Annotated in this window: 19 protein-coding genes; 15 read left to right on the top strand and 4 right to left on the bottom strand. The window is 62.4% G+C overall.

Going from position 1 to position 20440, the window contains the following annotated elements; genetic code table 11:
• Window positions 1-54: 54 nt before the first annotated feature.
• The 4 genes from C8E00_RS06200 to map form a co-directional block, all read right to left on the bottom strand.
• Window positions 55-402, bottom strand: a complete 348-nt coding sequence (locus C8E00_RS06200; RefSeq protein WP_133695771.1) for an ArsC family reductase — start codon at window positions 400-402, stop codon at window positions 55-57.
• A 41-nt stretch (window positions 403-443) separates the two neighbouring features.
• Window positions 444-1643 carry a succinyldiaminopimelate transaminase gene (gene dapC, locus C8E00_RS06195; RefSeq protein WP_133695769.1) on the bottom strand — a complete coding sequence of 400 codons (1200 nt, stop codon included), beginning with the start codon at window positions 1641-1643 and terminating at the stop codon, window positions 444-446.
• Between the two features lie 116 nt (window positions 1644-1759).
• The gene (locus C8E00_RS06190; RefSeq protein ID WP_133695766.1) at window positions 1760-4435 is read right to left on the bottom strand and encodes a [protein-PII] uridylyltransferase; all 2676 of its coding nucleotides are present in this window, start codon (window positions 4433-4435) and stop codon (window positions 1760-1762) included.
• A gap of 62 nt (window positions 4436-4497) precedes the next feature.
• Window positions 4498-5289 (bottom strand): type I methionyl aminopeptidase, encoded by a 792-nt coding sequence (gene map / locus C8E00_RS06185; RefSeq protein WP_133695764.1) that lies wholly within the window; start codon window positions 5287-5289, stop codon window positions 4498-4500.
• Window positions 5290-5623: 334 nt separating this feature from the next.
• Between map and rpsB the strand changes: the two genes are divergently transcribed.
• From rpsB to rnhB, 15 genes are all read left to right on the top strand, one after another.
• The gene (gene rpsB / locus C8E00_RS06180) at window positions 5624-6370 is read left to right on the top strand and encodes a 30S ribosomal protein S2 (RefSeq protein WP_133695761.1); all 747 of its coding nucleotides are present in this window, start codon (window positions 5624-5626) and stop codon (window positions 6368-6370) included.
• A gap of 266 nt (window positions 6371-6636) precedes the next feature.
• Complete coding sequence (tsf, locus tag C8E00_RS06175) at window positions 6637-7506, top strand: translation elongation factor Ts (protein WP_133695759.1); 870 nt, start codon at window positions 6637-6639, stop codon at window positions 7504-7506.
• A 120-nt stretch (window positions 7507-7626) separates the two neighbouring features.
• Window positions 7627-8388 (top strand): UMP kinase, encoded by a 762-nt coding sequence (gene pyrH, locus C8E00_RS06170; protein WP_133695756.1) that lies wholly within the window; start codon window positions 7627-7629, stop codon window positions 8386-8388.
• Between the two features lie 4 nt (window positions 8389-8392).
• Window positions 8393-8950, top strand: a complete 558-nt coding sequence (frr, locus tag C8E00_RS06165; protein ID WP_133695753.1) for a ribosome recycling factor — start codon at window positions 8393-8395, stop codon at window positions 8948-8950.
• Window positions 8951-9002: 52 nt separating this feature from the next.
• Window positions 9003-9761, top strand: a complete 759-nt coding sequence (gene uppS / locus C8E00_RS06160; protein ID WP_133695750.1) for a polyprenyl diphosphate synthase — start codon at window positions 9003-9005, stop codon at window positions 9759-9761.
• Window positions 9754-10554, top strand: a complete 801-nt coding sequence (locus C8E00_RS06155; RefSeq protein ID WP_166638270.1) for a phosphatidate cytidylyltransferase — start codon at window positions 9754-9756, stop codon at window positions 10552-10554. Before uppS ends, C8E00_RS06155 begins: the two co-directional genes overlap by 8 nt.
• Window positions 10555-10562: 8 nt before the next feature.
• Window positions 10563-11768, top strand: coding sequence for a 1-deoxy-D-xylulose-5-phosphate reductoisomerase (ispC, locus tag C8E00_RS06150; protein WP_133695745.1), 1206 nt, complete (start codon window positions 10563-10565; stop codon window positions 11766-11768).
• Window positions 11769-11808: 40 nt separating this feature from the next.
• Window positions 11809-13164, top strand: a complete 1356-nt coding sequence (rseP, locus tag C8E00_RS06145) for a sigma E protease regulator RseP (protein WP_133695743.1) — start codon at window positions 11809-11811, stop codon at window positions 13162-13164.
• A gap of 134 nt (window positions 13165-13298) precedes the next feature.
• On the top strand, window positions 13299-15635 hold the full coding sequence (gene bamA, locus C8E00_RS06140) for an outer membrane protein assembly factor BamA (protein ID WP_208291888.1): 2337 nt from the start codon (window positions 13299-13301) through the stop codon (window positions 15633-15635).
• Window positions 15636-15716: 81 nt separating this feature from the next.
• Window positions 15717-16220, top strand: coding sequence for an OmpH/Skp family outer membrane protein (locus tag C8E00_RS06135; RefSeq protein WP_133695740.1), 504 nt, complete (start codon window positions 15717-15719; stop codon window positions 16218-16220).
• A 48-nt stretch (window positions 16221-16268) separates the two neighbouring features.
• Window positions 16269-17318, top strand: coding sequence for a UDP-3-O-(3-hydroxymyristoyl)glucosamine N-acyltransferase (gene lpxD / locus C8E00_RS06130; RefSeq protein ID WP_133695738.1), 1050 nt, complete (start codon window positions 16269-16271; stop codon window positions 17316-17318).
• Between the two features lie 118 nt (window positions 17319-17436).
• The gene (gene fabZ, locus C8E00_RS06125) at window positions 17437-17880 is read left to right on the top strand and encodes a 3-hydroxyacyl-ACP dehydratase FabZ (protein ID WP_133695735.1); all 444 of its coding nucleotides are present in this window, start codon (window positions 17437-17439) and stop codon (window positions 17878-17880) included.
• A complete protein-coding gene (gene lpxA / locus C8E00_RS06120) occupies window positions 17877-18644 on the top strand; it encodes an acyl-ACP--UDP-N-acetylglucosamine O-acyltransferase (RefSeq protein WP_133695732.1) in 768 nt (255 codons plus the stop codon). The genes fabZ and lpxA overlap by 4 nt, the downstream gene beginning before the upstream one ends.
• Window positions 18645-18656: 12 nt before the next feature.
• On the top strand, window positions 18657-19817 hold the full coding sequence (lpxB, locus tag C8E00_RS06115) for a lipid-A-disaccharide synthase (protein WP_133695730.1): 1161 nt from the start codon (window positions 18657-18659) through the stop codon (window positions 19815-19817).
• Window positions 19814-20416 (top strand): ribonuclease HII, encoded by a 603-nt coding sequence (gene rnhB, locus C8E00_RS06110; protein WP_133695727.1) that lies wholly within the window; start codon window positions 19814-19816, stop codon window positions 20414-20416. The genes lpxB and rnhB overlap by 4 nt, the downstream gene beginning before the upstream one ends.
• Window positions 20417-20440: the final 24 nt, after the last annotated feature.

Raw genomic sequence — 20440 nt, 5'->3', positions numbered from 1 at the left:
ATCCTCGAGGATTGGATGAAGAAGATGAGTGATACGTGTCGTGCCGGTGGGCGACTAGGGCGCCTGAAGGGCGCGATAGGCGTCGGCCTTGAACCCCACCAGGAAATGATTCGGCGTTTCCAGCACGGGACGCTTGAGCAGCGTCGGGTGCGCCAGCAACAGCGAGCGGGCCCGGTCGGCGTCGAGATCGCGCTTGTCGGCATCGTCCAGTCCGCGCCAGGTCGTGCTGCGCGTGTTGAGCAGCGTTTTCCAGTCGCTGCGTGCCAGCAAGGCATCGAGCCGTGCGGCATCGAGGCCGTCTGTGCGCAGGTCGTGATAACGATACGCGATGCCCAGGTCGTCGAGTGTGCGGCGTGCCTTGCGGCAGGTGTCGCAGGTCTTGATGCCGTAGAGCGTGACCATGACGGCCTCCTCATGAGTGAATGGCGATGTGCCGCGATGGCTCAGGGGCGGCGCGCGATGAAGCGTCGGATGCGCCATGCGGCTTCCACGGTGGCGTCGAGCTCGGCGACCAGCGCCAGGCGTACGCGGCCGGCGCCGGGATTGCCTCGGGCGCCGTCGCGCGACATGTAGCGTCCGGGCAGCACGGTGACGTGCTCCTCGGAAAACAGGTCGCGGGCGAAGGCTTCATCGTCGCCGCCGGGCACCGCCGGCCACAGATAGAAGCTGGCGCGCGGCGTGGGAAAATCCATGACCGGCGCCAGAATCTCGCCCACCGCGCTGAATTTCTCGCGGTAGGCATCGCGGTTAGCGTGCACATGCGCTTCGTCCTCCCAGGCGACGATCGAAGCATGCTGGGTCGTCAGCGGCATCGCGCAGCCGTGATAGGTGCGGTAGCGCTTGAAGGGGGCGATCAGCTCGGCATCGCCGGCCACGAAGCCCGAACGCAGCCCGGGTAAATTGGAGCGCTTGGACAGCGAGTGAAAGACCAGGCAGCGGCGGTAGTCGTCGCGTCCCAGCGAGCGGCAGGCCTCGAGTAGTCCCGGTGGCGGTGCGGCCTCATCGAGATAGAGCTCCGAGTAGCATTCATCGGAGGCGATGATGAAATCGTGCTCGTCGGCCAGGGCGATCAGTTTTCGATACTCGGCCAGCGGCGTGACGGCACCGGTGGGATTGCCGGGCGAACAGACGAAGACCAGCTGCACGTCGCGCCAGGTAGCGGCGGGGACGGCCTCGAGATCGGGCAGGCAGCCGTTTTCGGGGGCGCAATCGAGATACAACGGCTCGCCACCGGCCAGCAGGGTCGCGCCTTCGTAGATCTGATAGAACGGGTTGGGCATCGCCACCTTGGCAGGTCGCGTGCGGTCCAGCGCGGCCTGGACGAAAGCGAAGATCGCCTCGCGGGTGCCGTTGACCGGCAGCACGTGGTGCTCGGGGGCGAGCGAACCGGGGCTCAGCGCGTAACGTTGCGTCGCCCACTGCGCGATGGCGTTGCGTAGCTCGAAGAGTCCCGCCGTGGCCGGATAGCGCGCGACCTCGCCCTCGAAGCGACGCATCGCGTCGAGCACCGCAGCAGGCGGCGCATGGCGCGGCTCGCCGATGGACAGCGCGATGGGCGATGGCGTGGGCGGCGTTGCCTCGGCCTTGAGGGCGGCAAGCTTCTCGAAAGGGTAGGGCTTGAGGGCGTCGAGATCGGGATTCATCGGCAATCCAGCAGCGAGTCCGGCGTCGCGGACATGGCGTTGTTATGAAGGCGCGCGGCGCCATCGGAAGGGCCCGATTATAGGCAAGCGGGCCCGGGGCCTCAAATGAGGCCGGTTCAGACGTCGAGCGTGTCGCACAGACGTTCGCGCAGTTGCGCTTGGCGGTCGGGGTCGGTGAGCGGTTCGCCGGCTTTGTCGGTGATGAAGAAGACGTCCTCGACACGCTCGCCCAGGGTGGCGATCTTGGCCGCCGAGAGGGCGATGTCCTGTTCCATGAAGATACGGCCGACGCGGGCCAGCAGCCCGGGGCGGTCGGGGGCGATGAGCTCGACGATGGTGCGGGCGTTGGCTTCGTCCTGCTCGATCATTACCCGGGTGGGGACCTTGAAGTGCTTGAGCTGTCGCGAGGTGTGGCGAGTGACGATGCGCGGATAGTCGGCCGGATCGTCGAGTTCTTCCACCAGGTGGTGACGGATTTCCTCGAGGCGCTGCGGATCGCGAATCGGTTCGCCGTCGTCGTCGAGCACGATGAAGGTGTTGAGCGTCCAGTCGTTGCTGGAGGTGGCGATGCGGGCATCGTGGATCGAGAGCCCCAGTTGTTCCATGGCGGCGGCGGTGGCGGCGAACAGGTCGTTGACCGAGCGGGTATGGATGAACACCTTGGTACCGCCTTCGGCCATGTCCTCGGTGGGTGCGTTGGCGAGGATCAGCGGCAGCTCCGAGGGCTGGTGCTCGAGGATGCCCTGCGTCTGCCAAACGATCTCGCTGGGCGCGTATTGCAGGAAATAATCATCGCCGAACGATGCCCACAAGGCATCCGCACGGGGGATGTCGATACCCACCGTGCCGAGCAGGCTGCGTGCTTCATCGCGTGACTCGCGGGCCCATTCTTCGCGGTCGATGGCATGGTCCAGGCCGCGCCGCAGGGCACGTTTGGTTTCGGTATGCAGCTGACGCAACAGGGCGGCGCGCCAGCCGTTCCATAGCGAGGGGTTGGTGGCGGTGATGTCGGCCACGGTGAGTACGTAGAGATAGTCGAGATGGACCTCGTCGCGCATCGCCAACGCGAATTCATGAATGACGTCGGGGTCGGAAATATCGCGTTTCTGAGCCGTCTTGGACATCAGCAAGTGATGTTCGACCAGCCAGGCGACCAGCCGGGTATCGCGTGGCGACAGGCCGTGGCGCTCGCAGAAGGCGGTGGCATCGATGGCGCCGAGTTCGGAATGATCGCCGCCGCGCCCCTTGCCGATATCGTGGTAGAGCCCGGCGATCCACAGCAGTTCGAGCTTGGGCAACTGATGCACCAGGGTCGCGGCGACGGGGAAGTCTTCGTGACCGTCGGGTTCGCGGAAGCGCTGCACGAACTTCAGTAGACGCAATGTGTGGGCATCGACGGTGTACAGGTGGAACAAGTCGTGCTGCATCAGCCCCACGGCTTGACCGAACTCGGGCAGGTACTTGCCGAGGATGCCGTAGCGGTTCATGCGCCGCAGCTGGCGCGGAATGTTCCCCCCGCTGCGCAGCAGTTCCATGAACAGGCTCTGATGACGCAGGTCGTCGCGAAAGCTTTCGTCGATCAGGTGGCGATGGTCGCGGATGAGACGGATGGTTTCGGCGCGCACGCCCTCTATCTCGGGATGCTGGGCCATCAGCAGGAATAGCTCGAGCAGGGCGCCGGGACGGTGGCGAAAGACGTTGGCGTGGCGCACCTGTATATAGCCGCCGAGAACCTCGAAGCGCGCGTTGAGGGGGGTGACGTCCGGGGTCTCGTGGGCGCGCAGAATGACCTCGTCGAAGTGCTGCAGCAGCATGTCGTTGAGCCCGGCCAGCGCAGTGACATGACGGTAGTAGCGCTTCATGAACTGCTCGATGGCAAGGCGCTCAGGCGTGTCGCGATAGCCGAATAGCTCGGCGATGGCGCGTTGATGGTCGAACAGCAGGCGATCCTCGGCGCGGCCATTGAGCATGTGCAACGCATAGCGAACCTGCCACAAGAAGGCCTGCCCCTGGCTGAGGATGCGCAGCTCGGCATCGTTCATGAATCCCTGGGCGACGACATCCTCGTAGCGCAGCTCGCCGAAGTGGCGCTTGGCCACCCAGCCGATCATCTGAATGTCGCGTAGTCCGCCCGGCGAGCTCTTGATGTTGGGTTCGAGGTGATATTCGGAGTTGTTGAAGCGATAGTGGCGCGCGATCTGCTCCTGCCATTTGGCCTCGAAAAAGGCATCGCTCGGCCACATCGCCTCGTTGGAGAGGCGTCCACGCATCGTCTCGCGTAGCTGCTCGGGGCCGGCCAGGGTGCGCGATTCCAGCAGGTTGGTGATGACCGTCAGGTCGGCGTGTGCCTCGCGCTCGCAATCGGTCAGTGAGCGCACGCTATGCCCGATTTCCAGGCCGATGTCCCACAAAAAGGTGATGAAGCCGGTCAGGCCTTCGCGGTAGGGCGTGTCGTCGTCGTGTTCGAGCAGCAGCAACAGGTCGATGTCGGAATGCGGGTGCAGCTCGCCCCGGCCATAGCCGCCGACGGCGAGCAATGCAATGCCGTCGTCGGGCCAGTCATAGCGTTCCCAGGCAATGGCCAGTAGCTGGTCCAGGCACCAGGCGCGGCCATGGACCAGGTCGCGAATGTCGCTGCCGGCACGAAAGCGTGCGTCCAGCCGCGTCTGCAGCTCGCGTAGCGCCTCCTTGAAGACGACGATCGGCGTGCGGCTGGCGGCTAGCGCTTCGCGAAAAGCGGACGTATCGAGCAACGTCTCGTCGGGCACGAAGCGGTAGTGATGAAGCAGCATTCGCGTGGCACTCCTTCGCGCGGATATCGCGCAAGCGATTGAGCGGGTGACGGGCGTGACGCTTACGTCCCGAGGAAGCTCAGGTCCTCGTCGCCGCGCGCGGTAAGTACGTCGACACCGGTCGCAGTGACCAGCAGCGTGTGCTCCCACTGGGCGGATAAGCTCTTGTCCTTGGTCACCGCCGTCCAGCCGTCACGCAACACCTTGGTGCGATAGTCGCCGACGTTGAGCATGGGCTCGATGGTGAAGCACATGCCTTCGGCCAGCGCGATATCGGCATGGGGTTCGTAACCGTCGTAATGCAGGAACTGCGGGTCCTCGTGAAAGCCGGCGCCGATACCGTGACCGCAGAAATCGCGCACCACCGAGTAGCCGTTACTCTCGGCATGCTGCTGGATCGTGCGTGCCAGTTCGGAGAGGTGAACGCCGGGCTGGACCTGGGCGATGCTCTTGTACAGGCACTCCTGGGTGATCCGCGAGAGACGACCGCCCTGGATGCTGTCCCCGATCACGAACATCATGCTGGAATCGCCGTGGTAGCCGTCGGCGGTCTTGACCGTGATGTCGAGATTCATGATGTCGCCGTTCTTGAGCTTCTTGGCGGTATCGGGCATGCCATGGCAGACGACGTGGTTGATCGAGGTACAGGTGGCGTAGGGAAAGCCATGATAGTTGAGCGGTGCCGGCGTGGAGCCCAATTCGTTGACGATGTACTCGTGGCACAACCGGTTGACCTCGCCGGTGCTGATACCGGCCACCACGTGGGGAGTGATCATTTCCAGTACCGAAGCGGCCTGGCGGCCGGCTTCGCGCATTTTCTCGATTTCGTCGGCGGTCTTGATGGGAATGTTCATGCGATCTCGAATTCGGAGGGTTCGGGTCTGGCGTTGGAATGGCTCCTGGCCTATAGTCTCGGCGCCCCGGCCAGGCTGGGGCGAGACGCGACACAAGCATGCAGTCACCAAGTGCGGCGACCGGGAGCGACTTCATCTTAGAATCGATCTATGGTATAAAGCCGCGCGCCTTACTGCAATCGCCGCCTAGTGCGGTGAGGCAAGAGGGCGAAATGATAACGCCTTGAAAACACACATGCACCGTCACATGGTCCCGGGTGCCGGGACGGCAACAGTGCCGTCGTGGTCGGATCCATGGGGTGTATGGAGGCCTAACCCGATTCAGGAGTCATCCATGGCACAAGTCAATATGCGTGACCTGCTCAAGGCAGGCGCTCACTTCGGTCACCAGACCCGTTACTGGAACCCGAAGATGAGCAAGTACATCTTCGGCGCACGCAACAAGATCCACATCATCAACCTCGAACACACGCTGCCGGCGCTGAATGATGCGCTCGCCGTGATCGAGAAGATGGTGGCATCCAATAACAAGATCCTGTTCGTCGGCACCAAGCGCGCCGCCAGCAAGATCGTCAAGGAAGAAGCGCGTCGCGCCGGCCAGCCGTTCGTCAACCATCGCTGGTTGGGCGGCATGCTGACCAACTTCAAGACCATTCGCGTCTCGATCAAGCGCCTGCGCGAACTTGAAGCCATGCACGAAGATGGCACGTTCGAGAAGCTGACCAAGAAAGAAGTCCTGATGGCGACCCGCGAGCAAGACAAGCTCGAGCGCAGCGTCGGCGGTATCAAGGACATGGGCGGCCTTCCCGACGCGCTGTTCGTGATCGATGTCGATCATGAGCGCATCGCGATCAACGAAGCCAACAAGTTGGGCATTCCGGTCATCGGTGTCGTCGATACCAACTCCAATCCGGACGGTGTCGACTATGTGATCCCGGGCAACGACGACTCCATTCGTGCGCTCCAGATCTACACGCAGGCCGTCGCCGACGCCTGCGTGCAGGCCAAGGGCAACAGCGCCAGCGAGTTCGTCGAAGTGACCGACGAGGCAAGCGAAGCGAACGAAGCCGCCGCCGAGTGATGGTGGCGTGTCCGTGCTGACGCTCGCTTGCGGGCGACGAAGAACCAGGCAGCCCGTGGTCGCGGGTCGGCGCGGACAGAAAGGGGGCTATGAGCCCCCTTTTCACCGTTCGGATGCACGGACGGTGAACCCTGAAGACATTCTTCATTCAAAGGGAATGCTGGTCGGGTGTCGCGCGTGCATGTCACGCCAAGCCACGCCTAAGCCGTGTCGGCGACGAGACAGCGTTTCCACCAGACGTCGAACCACATTCAGAGGTATTTACCATGGCAGCTATCAGCGCATCTCTGGTCAAGGAACTGCGCGAGCGCACCGGCCTTGGCATGATGGAGTGCAAGAAAGCCCTTACCGAAGCGGACGGTGACATCGAAACCGCCATCGAAAACCTGCGCAAGAACTCTGGCCTGAAAGCGGCCAAGAAAGCCGATCGTACGGCCGCCGAAGGGGCTGTGGTGACGCGTGTCGCCGACGACGGCTCTTACGCGGTCATGCTCGAGGTCAACTCTGAGACCGATTTCGTGGCCCGCGATGACAACTTCATCGCCTTCGCCGATCAGGTCGTCGCGCGGGTCTTCGAGACCAAGAGCGATGACGTGGCCAGCCTGATGGAAGGCGGGCTGGAAGAAGCGCGTGAGCAGCTGGTGCAGAAGATCGGCGAAAACATCAGCGTGCGTCGCGCGGTGGTCGTCGATGCGCCGGCAGGCGGTGTCGTGGGTGCCTATGTGCACGGTAGCCGCATCGGTGTGCTGACCGTTCTCAGCGGCGGCAATGCCGAGGTGGCCAAGGACATTGCCATGCACGTCGCGGCGATCAATCCGAGTGTGTCGCATCCCGAAGACATGCCGCAAGCAGAGCTGGACAGCGAAAAGGCGATCATCCTGGCGCAGCCGGACATGGCCGGCAAGCCGGCGGAAATCGCCGAGAAGATGGTCCAGGGTCGCCTGAAGAAGTACCTGGCCGAGAACAGCCTGACCCAACAGCCCTTCGTCAAGGATCCTAACCAGACCGTGGCCGAATACGTGAAGGCCGCAGGTGGCGAAATGGTCAGCTTCACTCGTTTCGAAGTGGGCGAGGGCATCGAGAAGGAAGAAGTCGACTTCGCTCAGGAAGTCATGGAACAGGCGCGTCGCAGCTAAGCTGCCATGTGTCTGTGCCGTCGATGGCGTGCGCACCCGCGCACGCCATCGCGTATCCGGCCGCCGCTAGGCCGAGTCGTTCCCACCGCCGATACAGTCCGCTGAGACGAGGAGAGTCGAATGTCTGTTCCCACCGATCGTAACGCCACTTCCCAGGTGCGTAACGAGAAGTCGAAGTACAAGCGCATTCTGTTGAAACTGTCCGGCGAAGCCCTGACGGGCGAGCATGACTTCGGGATCGATCCCAAGGTGCTCGACCGCATGGCGCTGGAAATCGGCCAGCTGGTCGGGATCGGTGTCCAGGTGGGAATCGTGGTGGGCGGCGGCAATCTGTTCCGTGGGGCAGCGCTACACGCGGCGGGCATGGAACGTGTCACCGGCGATCACATGGGGATGCTGGCGACGGTCATGAATGCCTTGGCCATGCGTGATGCCCTGGAGCGCTCCAACATTCGTTCGCGCGTGATGTCGGCGATCCCCATGAGCGGCGTCGTCGAGCATTACGATCGGCGTACCGCCATTCGTTACCTGACGTCGGGCGACGTGGTGATTTTCTCTGCCGGCACCGGCAACCCGTTTTTCACCACCGACTCTGCGGCGTGCCTGCGCGGCATCGAGATCGATGCCAATGTCGTGCTCAAGGCCACCAAGGTCGATGGTGTCTACGACAAGGATCCGGTCAAGCATGGCGATGCCGCCAAGTATGAGCGCCTGACCTATGATGAAGTGCTCGATCAGAAGCTCGGCGTGATGGATTTGACCGCTATCTGTTTGGTGCGGGACCATGACATGCCGGTGCGCGTGTTCGATATGACCAAGCCGGGTGCCTTGCTTAATCTCGTTGTCGGGGGCAAGGAAGGAACGTTGGTAGATAGAGGCTGAAACCGTGATCAAAGACATCAAGAAAGACGCCGACGCGCGCATGAAGAAAAGCGTCGAGTCGCTGAACGCCAATTTCCACAAGATTCGTACCGGGCGCGCTCATCCTAGCCTGCTGGATGCGGTTCACGTGGAATACTACGGTGCTGACATGCCACTCAATCAGGTGGCCAGTGTCAATGTGGAAGATGCGCGGACCCTGGCAGTGGTGCCATGGGAGAAGAGCATGGTACCCAAGGTCGAGAAGGCCATCATGACCTCCGATCTGGGGCTCAATCCGGCGGCCGCCGGCAATGTGATTCGCGTCCCTCTGCCGCCATTGACCGAGGAAACGCGTCGCAATTACATCAAGCAGGCGCGTAGCGAGGCGGAAAATGCGCGCGTCGCGATTCGCAACGTGCGTCGCGATGCCAACGGCGATCTCAAGGCGCTCCTCAAGGAGAAAGAGATCACCGAAGACGATGAACATCAGGCCATCGATGAGATCCAGAAGCTGACCGACAAGTATGTCGCCGAGATCGATAAGCTTCTGGAAACCAAGGAACATGACCTGCTGCAGGTCTGAGAGGTGAGCGGCGGGATGCGCTCCCGTCGATCTCTCCATGATACGGGATCCCATGACCTCACAGCCGTTTTCTCCACCCAGTGCGGGCGGACTGCCACGCCATGTGGCGGTCATCATGGACGGTAACAATCGCTGGGCGCGTGCGCGTGGACTGTCCGGGATTCGCGGACATCGCGCGGGCGTCGAGTCGGTGCGCGCAGTGATCCGTCGGGCTGCCGAGCGTGACATCGATACACTGACCTTGTTCGCCTTCTCCAGCGAGAATTGGAAACGCCCCGCTGCCGAGGTCAATGCACTGATGGAGCTGTTTCTGATCGCTCTCAAGCGTGAGGTGAAAAAGCTTCATAGCCACGGCATTCGCCTGTCGGTCATCGGTCGCCGCGAAGAATTCTCTGCGTCCATCCAGCAATACATCGAGCGTGCCGAAGCCATGACCCGAGACAACCAGGGCCTGCACCTGGTGGTCGCGGCCAATTATGGCGGTCGCTGGGACATTACCAGTGCCGCGCGACGGTTGGCACAGCAGGTCTCGGCGGGAGAGTTGGCGCCCGAGGCGATCGACGAGGAAACGCTCGGGGCTGAAATCAGCCTGGCCGATGAAGCCCCCGTCGACCTGTGCATTCGCACCAGTGGCGAGCAGCGGATTTCCAACTTCTTGTTGTGGCAGCTGGCCTACGCGGAGTTCTATTTCACCCCCGAACTATGGCCGGATTTCGGTGCCGAGGCATTCGATGCTGCACTGGACGCCTACAAAGCGCGCCAGCGCCGTTTCGGCATGTCCCCGGAGCAAGTCGAGGCGCATGGTGCTTAGACAACGTATTCTCACGGCGTTGGTCCTGGCGCCATTGGCGCTGCTCGGGTTGTTTGGGCTCACCGGTCTCCCTTTTGCCTTGTTCACGGGCGTGGTCGTGCTGATCGGGGCCTGGGAGTGGGCCAATCTGGCCGGTTTCGAGCGCCAGATGCCGCGTTTTGCCTTCGTCGCCGCCTGCGCCGCGGCGATGCTTCTTCTATGGCTTAGCGATGCTGTGCATCAGCCCTGGCCGTTGTGGCTGGGGATGCTGGGGTGGCTGGCCAATCTCTACTGGGTGGTTAGTTACCCTCGGCGCCATGAGCAGTGGCAAAGCTGCAAGGTGCGTCTGGGCATGGGGCTGTGGGTGCTGTTACCGTGCTGGATCGGTTTCGTGCAGTTGCGCGGCGATGGTGCAGCGTGGCTGCTTTTCGTGCTGTTGCTGGTCTGGGTGGCGGATATCGGCGCCTACTTCGCGGGGCGTGCATTCGGGCGCCGCAAGCTGGCCATACACGTTAGTCCCGGGAAATCCTGGGAAGGTGTGTACGGCGGTATGGTGGCGGTGGCAGCGCTGGCCCTGGTCTTCGCGCAGTGGCAGGAAGCGGCGAGCAGTGACGCACTGTGGTTGATGATCCTGACACTGCCGGTGGTGCTGATATCGGTGCTGGGCGACTTGCTCGAAAGCATGCTCAAGCGCCAGCGCGGATTGAAGGATTCGAGCCACCTGCTCCCCGGTCATGGGGGGGTGCTCGATCGCATCGACAGCTTGACCGCCGCGATTCCGCTTTTCGTATTGTTGCGCCCATGGTTGGGCTGAGGTGACGCATGGAATATGCCGATTGCGCTCGGATACAGCGTGTGACCGTGCTCGGAGCCACCGGCTCCATCGGCAAGAGCACTCTCGATGTCATTGCCCGTCATCCCCAACGTTATCGGCTGCATGCCTTGACTGCTTACCGCTCGCGCGAGGTGTTGCGCGATCAATGCCTGGTTCATCGGCCCGATGTCGCGGTACTGGGTGAGGAGCGCGACGCCGCCTGGCTGCGTGAGGCGCTCGCCGAGGCCGGCATCGATACCCAGGTGCGCGCCGGCGAAGCGGCGCTATCGGAGGTGGCAGGCAGTGCCGACAGCGACGTGGTAATGGCCGCCATCATGGGAGCGGCGGGCTTGATGCCGACACTGGCGGCGGTGCGTGCCGGCAAGCGCGTGCTGCTCGCCAACAAGGAAGCCCTGGTGATGTCCGGCGCACTGTTCATGGACGCCGTCGAACGTCATGGCGCGGTCTTGTTGCCCATCGATTCTGAACATAATGCCATTTATCAGTGTCTACCCACCGAGCACCGTGGTGGGTTGGCACGCCAGGGCGTGACCCAGTTACTGTTGACCGCTTCAGGGGGGCCTTTTCGTGACTGGTCGCAAGCCCAGCTCCAGGCGGTGACCCCGGCGCAGGCGTGTGCGCATCCCAATTGGTCGATGGGCCGCAAGATCTCGGTGGATAGCGCCACGCTGATGAACAAGGGGCTCGAGCTGATCGAGGCATGCTGGTTGTTCGATGCTCAGCCGCAACAGATACAGGTCGTGGTGCATCCACAAAGCGTGGTGCACTCCATGGCCGCGTATAGCGACGGCTCGGTGATTGCGCAGTTGGGTAATCCCGATATGCGTACGCCGATCGCCTATGGGTTGGCCTGGCCCGAACGCATCGATGCCGGTGTCGCACCGCTGGACTTGTTTCAGGTGGCACGGCTCGATTTCGAGGCGCCCGATGAAGCGCGCTTTCCTTGTCTGCGTCTTGCCCGTGAGGCGATGGCCGCCGGCGGTACCGCCCCGGCGACGCTCAATGCCGCCAATGAAGTGGCGGTAGAGGCGTTTCTCGATGCCCGGCTAGGGTTCGCGGATATTCCACGTCTCGTGGCGGCGGTCTGCGAGGCCTGCGAAATACACTCGGCGCATGAGTTAAGTGCGGTGCTGGCCGCGGACGCGGCGGCGCGGCGTGAGGCCGCACGGCAATTGACGCGGTTCGCGTCTTGATGCGCGGGCTTGGCAAGCCGCAGGAAGGAGGGCGACCCTCATGGGCGTGATTGAGAATCTGCTGGCGGTCATCGTGGTGCTGGGGGTGTTGATCACCTTCCACGAGTACGGTCATTTCTGGGTCGCGCGGCGTTGTGGCGTCAAGGTGCTGCGTTTCTCGGTGGGTTTCGGCAAGCCGTTGTGGTCGCGTTTCGATCGCCATGGCACGGAGTTCGCCGTGGCCGCGATTCCGCTGGGCGGCTATGTCAAGATGCTCGATGAGCGTGAGGGGCCGGTCGCGCCGGATGAGCAAGCACAGGCCTTCAATCGCCAGAGTGTCTGGGCGCGCATCGCCATTGTCTCGGCCGGGCCGTTGGCGAATTTCCTGCTCGCCTTCGTGGCCTATTGGGCACTGTTCGTCTATGGCACGACCACGGTGGCACCGGTGATCGGCGATATCGCGGCGGACTCGCCGGCCGCGCGGGGCGGCTTGCAGTCCGGCCAGGAAATCGTGTCCGTCGAGGGCGCGCGCACGCCTTCCTGGAACGCGGTCAATCTCGAATTGATAGCGGCCATTGGCGCCAATGGCGAACTGGCTGTCACCACGCGGACGTCCGAGGGCGCTACGCCGCAGCAGCATCAGATCCCGGTCGGCGATTGGTTGGTGGGGCAGAGTCCACCGCGGCCTATCGCCTCATTGGGGGTGACGCCGTGGCGTCCCGAGCTGCCTGCCGTGCTGGGGAAGGTGCTGGATGACGGCCGTGCCCGACAGGCCGGGCTGCAGCGTGGCGACCGCATCGTCAGCGTCGACGGTGTGGCTGTCGATGACTGGATGGCGTTCGTCGAGCGTGTGCGCGCCAATCCGGGGACGCCTCTGACCCTGCAGGTGATGCGCGATGGCGAGCGGCGCGATATCACGCTGACGCCCGCCGTGCGCGAACAGGAGGATGGCGCGACCATCGGTTACATCGGCGCCGGCGTGCAAGCCGCCGAGTGGCCGGAGCGTTATCGCCGCGAGATCCGTTTCGGCCCATTGGCCGCCGTCGGCGAAGCGGTCAGCAAGACGGGTGAGATGAGCTTGCTCACGCTGGACTCGATCCGCAAGATGTTGGTGGGGCTGATCTCGCCTTCCAATCTATCGGGACCGGTGACGATCGCGCGTATCGCGGGGGATTCGGCGCGCGCGGGCGTGGAAAGTTTCATCAACTTCCTGGCCTATTTGTCGATCAGTCTGGGAGTGCTCAACCTGTTGCCGATTCCCGTGCTCGATGGCGGTCATCTGGTTTATTACTTGATCGAGGCGGTACGGGGGCGGCCGGTGCCCGAGGCGGTGCAAGCCTTCGGATTGCGCATCGGCGTTGCCTTGGTCGGCTCGTTGATGTTGATGGCGCTGTATTTCGATTTGATGCGCCTTTAGAGCGGCCGGCGGCCGCAAGAATGAGCGACCCGGGTGTGACTGCGAAGCGGGGTACGACCTTGCCAGTCGCCCAGGGAAATGTATAAGGTGCCTGTTCAATGAGCGGGCGGACTCGAGAGAAGCGAATCGACTGCATGAAGATCAAGACCATCGGATTGGCGGCCCTGCTGATGACCGCAGCTCCCGCAGCACTGGCGGCCCCCTTCGAGATTTCAGACATTCGCGTGGAGGGGCTGCAGCGCGTTTCGCCGGCATCGGTATTCAATGCCTTTCCGGTGAGTGCCCATGAGACGGTCGATGACCGAGAGCTGGCTGAGGCATCGCAACAGCTCTTCGACACCGGCCTGTTCGACGATATCGAACTTTTACGCGATGGCGATGTTTTGATCGTCAATGTGGTCGAGCGCCCCACGATCGCCTCCATCGAGCTGGAGGGCAACTCGCAGGTATCCGATGAAGACCTGCGCAAAGGCATGCGCGACGCAGGCCTTGATGAAGGGCAGGTGCTACAGCGCTCGACACTCGATGAAGTGCAGCGTCAGCTGGAGCGGCTCTACCAATCCCAGGGGCGTTATAGTGCGAGCATCGATACGCGTATCGAGAAGCTCGACAACAACCGCGTAACGGTCCATATCGAGATCAATGAAGGGGCCGTTGCCAAGATTCACAAGATCAACTTCGTCGGTAACCAGGATTTCGATGACGAAACCTTGCGCGAACTGTTCGCCCTGGAAGACAAGCCGGGCTGGTTCTTTGGCTGGTTTTCCGACGATGAATACTCGCGTGACAAGCTTTCGGGCGATTTGGAGACATTACGTTCCTACTACCTGGACCGAGGCTATGTGAACTTCGATATCACCTCGTCTCAGGTATCGATCAGCCCTGACAAGTCCGATATCTTCATCACCATCAACATGGATGAGGGCAAGCGTTACAAGCTGGATGAGATCCGCTTCGCCGGCGACTTGAAGATTCCCGAGAGCGAGGCGCGCGAGCTGGTGACCGCCAACCCCGGCGAGTATTACTCGCAAAGCGTGATGACCGCCTCCGCCGAAGCCTTGCGCAAGCGGCTCGGAGCCGAAGGCTTCGCCTTCGCCGAGGTCAATAGCGTCCCCGAGGTCGAGCCCGGCGGTGATACCGTTGACGTGACCTTCCAGGTGAAGCCTGGGCGGCGTGCCTATGTGCGGCGGATCAATTTCGAAGGCAATACGACGACCCAGGATGAAGTGCTGCGCCGTGAGATGGTGCAGATGGAGGGGGCTCCGGCGTCCACGGAGCAGATCAGCCAGTCGCGTGAGCGCCTCCAGCGTCTCGGGTTCTTCCGTACGGTCGATGTCGAAACGCGGCCCGTCGCCGATCACCCCGATCAGCTCGATGTCACCTATACCGTCGAGGAGCAGCCCTCCGGTTCGGTCTCGGCCAGTCTGGGGTACTCGCAAAGTGCCGGTGTCATCTACGGAGCCGCCTTGTCCCAGAAAAATTTCCTGGGCACTGGCAATCGTGTCAACATCAACGCGCAGAAGGGTGATTACTTCACCAACCTCAACTTCGGATATACCGATCCCTACTGGACGCTGGATGGCATTTCGCGGGGGTATAACGTCTACTACCGTGAAACCAATTATGAAGATTTCGATGATGTGTCGACGTATTCTTCCGACAAGCTCGGCGGCAGCATCAACTTCGGGTATCCGATCAACGAGCTCTCGCGTCTCAACTTCGGTGTCGGTGTCGAGGATCTGTCGCTGGACACCTATCGCGATACGCCGGCCGAAATCATCCAGTACACGGAAGACGAGGGCGAAGACTTCCTGAACTACAAGCTCACCGCGAGCTGGACGCGCAATAACCTCAATCGCGGTATCATGCCTACGGCCGGTAGCTATCAGAGCCTGTCACTGGAAACGGCTGTTCCGGGCAGCGATACGCAGTACTACAAGGCACGTTATGAAGGCCAGAAGCTGTTTGAGTTCCGGCCGGGCTGGTCGTTGAAGTTCAGTACCAATCTTGGCTATGCCAATACGGTCGGCGACGATGCCTACCCTTTTTATGAAAACTTCTACGCGGGTGGCCTGGGCTCGGTACGAGGCTTCTCCAGCAACACGCTGGGGCCGGATACCACACCGCGTAACGGGGGCGACGACGATACTCTGGGCGGTAACGTGCTCGTCGAGGGCTCGGCCGAGCTGATCTATCCGTTCCCCTGGGTCGAGGATCGTCGTTCGTTGCAGACCAGTGTCTTCTTCGATGCCGGCAATACCTATCTGACCGACTGCTACGATGTGCCGGATGACTATAGTTCTAGCTGCAGCAGCGGCGTGGATATGGGGACCTTGCGTTACAGCGTCGGCCTGGGCTTGTCCTGGCTGACCCCGGTGGGGCCGTTGACCTTCAGTGTCGCCAAGCCGCTCAGCGATGAAGACGGCGACGATACGCAGGTCTTTCAATTCTCGTTGGGTCAGACCTTCTAACGTGGGTCGACGTAGCGGCATGTGCTCGACGCGGTGACAAGATCGCGTCGAGCAACCATAACGAATCAAGGAGAGGGTGTGATGCGCAAATTGACAGGGGCCCTATGTCTTGGGGTGATGAGTGTATTGTCCATGCCGGCCATGGCGACCGAGGTCGGCGTGCTTGACTGGCGTCAGGCGCTGTTGAATTCGGACGCCGCGCAGCGTTCGATGAACGAGCTCAAGAACCAGATCAGCGCCCAGCAGCAGCGTGCGCAGTCACTGAGCCAGGAACTTCGGCAGCTGCAGCAAACGCTCCAGCAGGATGGCGCGGTGATGTCCGAGTCCGAGCGCACCAGTACACAGCAAGAATTGCGTCAGAAAGGCGCTGAGTTCCAGCGGCTGCGTCAGCAGATTCAGCGCACACAGCAGCAAAAGGAACAGGCGTTCATGAAGTCGGCCAAGCCCAAGCTTGACAAAGCCATCGAGCAGGTCGTCGAGCAGCATGACTTGGATCTCGTGGTCGATCGCGATGCGGTGGTGTATTCAAAGGATGGCCTCGACGTGACCAAGGAAGTCACCCGCATCTTCAACTCGCTCAACTGAGCCCATGGGGCGTCGATGGCGCCCGATGGCTAGCGGCTCCAAGTGCACATGAAGACCCTTACCCCCTGTGCCTTCACGCTCGGCGAACTGGCCGAGCGTCTCAAGGCCCGCTTGGTCGGCGACAGTAATCATCGCGTCACCGGTCTGGCCACGTTGCTCGATGCAGGCCCGAACGATATTACGTTCCTGGCCAACAAGACCTATCTCAAGCACTTGCCTGAGACGCGTGCGGCTGCCGTGCTGGTGCATCCTGCGCACGGTGCCGATGCGCCCTGCGCGCGCCTCGAGCTCGAGAATCCCTATCTTGGCTATGCTGAGCTGTCACGCTTGTTCGACCCCTTGGCTGGGCAAGCCACGGAAGGCGTGCATCCCAGCGCGGTGGTCGCCGAGAGTGCGCATCTCGGCGCCCGCGTATCGGTCGGTCCCCAGTGCGTGATCGAGTCCGGCGCCGTCATCGGTGATGGCTGCGTCATTGGTGCCGGCTGCATCGTCGGAGCGGACAGCGAGATCGGCGCCGATACCCGACTCCATGCGCATGTCACGCTCTATCACGGCGTGAGCGTCGGGCGACGCGGCATCCTGCACAGCGGTTGCGTGATCGGCGCCGATGGCTTCGGTTTCGCCCACGATGGCCATGGCTGGCACAAGATCGCTCAGCTCGGCGGTGTCATCCTGGGTGACGACGTTGAAATCGGCAGTTGCTCGAGCATCGATCGAGGGGCGCTGGGCGATACCCTGATTGGCAATGACGTCAAGATCGATAGCCAGGTGCAAATCGCGCACAACGTGCAGATTGGCGACCACAGTGCCCTGGCGGGATGCGTGGGGATCGCGGGGTCGACCCGCGTGGGACGTCATTGCATGCTGGGCGGTGGCGTGGGGCTTTCGGGCCATTTGACGATTTGCGATGGTGTTCAGGTCACCGGTATGAGCCTCGTCACCAACTCCATCCATGAGCCCGGCGTCTATTCCTCGGGAACAGGGGCCATGCCCAATGCGTTATGGCGCAAGAACGCGGTGCGCTTCAAGCAGCTCGACGATCTCGCCAAGCGTCTGACGCGCCTGGAGCGGGAGACCTCGGATGCGGGTAAAAGCTGAAGGCTGCCAGCGCAGGGCCGGGTCTGTATAATTCTCGCCCCATCCAGGTAGGCGGAGTACTCCGCCCTTGTGTGCCTGCCTTCACGGCAGGCACTTCGTTATTTCAGAGGTTGTATCGATGGTAATGGACATCAACGAGATCCGTGAGTATCTGCCGCATCGTTATCCGTTTTTGCTGGTGGATCGCGTCATGGAGATCACGGTTGGCGAATCGATCGTCGCGTACAAGAATGTCAGCATCAACGAGCCATTTTTTACTGGGCATTTCCCGCATCACCCGATCATGCCCGGCGTGCTGATTATCGAGGCGATGGCGCAGGCCTGCGGGATCCTGGGCTTCAAGACCGTCAACAAGATGCCTGCCGACGGTTATGTCTATTACCTGGTAGGAAGTGATAACGTGCGCTTCAAACGTCCGGTGATGCCGGGCGACCAACTGCGTCTGGAGGCCGACGTTATCAGAGGTAAGCGTGGGATCTGGAAATTCGCCTGCCGTGCGACGGTCGATGGCGAGTTGGCCTGCGAAGCCGAGATCATCTGTGCCGAGAGGAAAGTCGCTTGATTCATTCCACCGCCATCGTCGACCCCAGTGCGCGCGTGTCCGATGACGTCGACATTGGCCCGTTCTCCGTGATCGGCCCTGAGGTTGAAATCGGGGACGGAACGGTCATCGGCCCGCATGTGGTGATCAAGGGACCCACGCGTCTGGGAAAGCGCAACCGGATCTTTCAGTTCGCCTCCGTGGGCGAGGATTGCCAGGACAAGAAGTACGCCGGCGAGGCCACGCGCCTGGAGATGGGTGACGATAACGTCGTGCGCGAAGGCGTCACCCTGCATCGAGGCACGGTACAGGACAAGGAAGTGACCATCATCGGCTCGCGCAACCTCTTCATGGCCTATGCGCACGTCGGTCATGACTGTGTGATCGGCGATGACTGTATCCTCGCCAATCAAGCCACGTTGGCAGGGCACGTCACGCTTGGCAACTTCGCCATCCTGGGGGGATTGTCGGCGATTCATCAGTTCTGCCATATGGGAGAACATGCCATGGCGGGGGGTGGGTCGATCATCACCAAGGATGTCCCGGCCTACATCATCGTCAATGGCAATCCGGCGCAGGCTCATGGGCTCAATCTGGTGGGGCTCAAGCGTCGTGGCTTCTCGCGCGAAGCCCTGCGCGCGCTGGGCGATGCCTATCGCGCCGTCTACCGCCAGGGCTTGACCATGGAGCAGGCGCTGCAGCGTCTGGAGAACGATTTCGACGGTCCGGAAGTCGCGACGTTCCTGGCATCGTTGAAGAACTCCCAGCGTGGCATCACGCGCTGAACGAGACACGCCATGCGTATCTACCTGGTCGCGGGAGAACTGTCGGGCGATATCCTCGGTGCCGGGCTGATGCAGGCGCTGAAACGTCGCCACCCCGGTGCCGAGTTTCGCGGTATCGGCGGGCCGCGCATGCTGGCCGAGGGCCTGCAGTCACTTTATCCGTTGGAAACGCTGTCGGTCATGGGGCTGGTCGAGGTGCTCAAGCATCTACCGAGGCTGGTCAAGGTCCGCCGTCATCTGCGGCGTGACGCCCTGGCCTGGCAGCCGGACGTGATGATCGGCATCGATGCCCCGGACTTCAATCTGGGGCTCGAGCGCCAGCTGCGCGTCACCGGCATGCCTACTGTCCACTATGTCAGTCCCTCGGTATGGGCCTGGCGCCAGGGACGCGTGAAGACCATCGCCGAGTCGGTCGACGCCATGCTCACCTTTCTGCCCTTCGAGGCGGCCTTTTATGCGCGCCATGCAGTGCCGGTGGCCTTTGTCGGGCATCCGCTGGCCGATGAGCTGCCGCTGGTCAACGACCGTCAGGCGGCGCGCACGGCATTGGGCTTGTCGGCCACTGCACCGCTACTGGCCGTGCTGCCGGGGTCGCGTGGCAACGAGATCCGCTTTCTGGGACCGACTTTCCTGGACAGTGCCGTCTGGTTGCGCGAGCGTTTGCCGGGCCTGCAGGTGGTGATTCCCGCAGCCTCTCCGGCACGTCGACAGGAACTCGAGGTCTTGCTCGCTACGCATCCGGCCCGCGAGTTCGTGCATCTGCGCGACGGCGAGTCGCGCCAGGCAATGACCGCGGCCGATGCCGTGCTGTTGGCGTCCGGCACCGCGGCGCTCGAAGCCATGCTCTGTCATCGTCCCATGGTGGTGGCCTACAAGATGGCGGCTGCGACGCACTGGCTGGCCAAACGCATGGTCAAGACCGAGTGGATCTCGCTGCCCAATCTGATCGCCCAGGAGACGCTGGTGCCCGAGCTGGTGCAGCAAGACGCGTCCTGTGAGGCGATTGGCGAGGCCCTGCTGACGTGGCTGGGCGACGACGCGCACCGCCAGGCCACGGAAGCGCGTTTTGCCGACTTGCACGCCACGCTTCAAAGAGGTGCCAGCGAACGTGCCGCCGAGGCCATCGACCGCCTGGTGGCACACGGACGCTTGCCTGAGGAGCCGATAGCATGACGGACTTTCCGCCCCTGATGATCGACTATCACGGCGCGCGCTTGGCGGGCGTCGATGAAGTCGGCCGTGGTCCCTTGGTGGGCAGCGTGGTCGCGGCAGCGGTGATTCTCGACCCGGCCCATCCCATCGAGGGGCTGGCCGACTCCAAGACGCTCAGCGAAAAGCGCCGTTTGGCATTGGCCGACGCCATTCGCCAATACGCGCTGGCCTTCGCGGTAGGTGAAGCGTCGCCCATCGAGATCGATACGCTCAATATCTACCACGCGACGCATCTTGCCATGCGGCGTGCCATCGACGCGCTGCCGGTGGCGGCAGACTATCTGCTGGTGGACGGCAACCGGATGCCGGGGCACCATGTGCCGGGGCAATCCGTGGTCAAGGGTGATCAACGTCATGCCGCCATCGGGGCCGCCTCGATCCTCGCCAAGGTGACGCGCGATGCCCAGATGCGTGCCCTGCACGAGCGTCATCCCGGCTATGGCTTCGCGCGCCACAAGGGCTATCCTACCCGTGAGCACCGCGAGGCGCTCGAGCGCCTGGGGCCGCTCGAGGAGCATCGTCGTTCGTTTGCGCCGGTCAAGCAGTTGCCACTGGTATAGCGTCCCATTACGTCGTTACCCAAT

The sequence above is a fragment of the Chromohalobacter marismortui genome, assembly GCF_004364315.1.
Taxonomy (GTDB): Bacteria; Pseudomonadota; Gammaproteobacteria; order Pseudomonadales; family Halomonadaceae; genus Chromohalobacter; species Chromohalobacter marismortui.
This window is presented reverse-complemented; position numbering and strand designations above follow the sequence as displayed.